The sequence below is a fragment of the Nocardia alni genome, from assembly GCF_019038435.1.
Lineage (GTDB): Bacteria > Actinomycetota > Actinomycetes > Mycobacteriales > Mycobacteriaceae > Nocardia > Nocardia alni.
In genome coordinates this window covers 1-411 of the sequence record NZ_JAGPOX010000379.1, presented here as the reverse complement: position 1 = coordinate 411, position 411 = coordinate 1, and the positions used below count along the sequence as shown (strand labels likewise).

The window sequence follows — 411 nt, the reverse complement described above, 5'->3', positions numbered from 1 at the left end:
CGCCTGGTCGGTTCGACCGGTGCCAACCCGTACGCGTCGGTTGCCGCGGGTGTCACCGCGCTGTGGGGTCCGGCCCACGGTGGTGCCAACGAAGCCGTGCTGAAGATGCTGGAAGAGATCGGCACCGCCGACAACGTCGAGTCTGCCGTGGTCAAGGCCAAGGACAAGACCTCCGGCTTCCGCCTGATGGGCTTCGGCCACCGCGTCTACAAGAACTTCGATCCGCGCGCCAAGGTCATCGGCGAGATGACCAGCAAGGTGCTCAAGCAGCTGGGCGTGCAGGATCCGCTGCTGGACGTGGCCGTGAAGCTGGAACAGGCCGCGCTGCAGGACGAGTACTTCGTCGCGCGCAAGCTGTACCCGAACGTCGATTTCTACAGCGGCATCATCTACAAGGCTGTCTCTTATACA

The 411-nt window shown here is 63.5% G+C and carries 1 protein-coding gene; it reads left to right on the top strand.

Features of this window, described 5'->3' with window-relative positions:
* On the top strand, nucleotides 1-411 hold a 411-nt coding region (locus JZ791_RS44420; RefSeq protein WP_305802155.1), incomplete at both ends, for a citrate/2-methylcitrate synthase.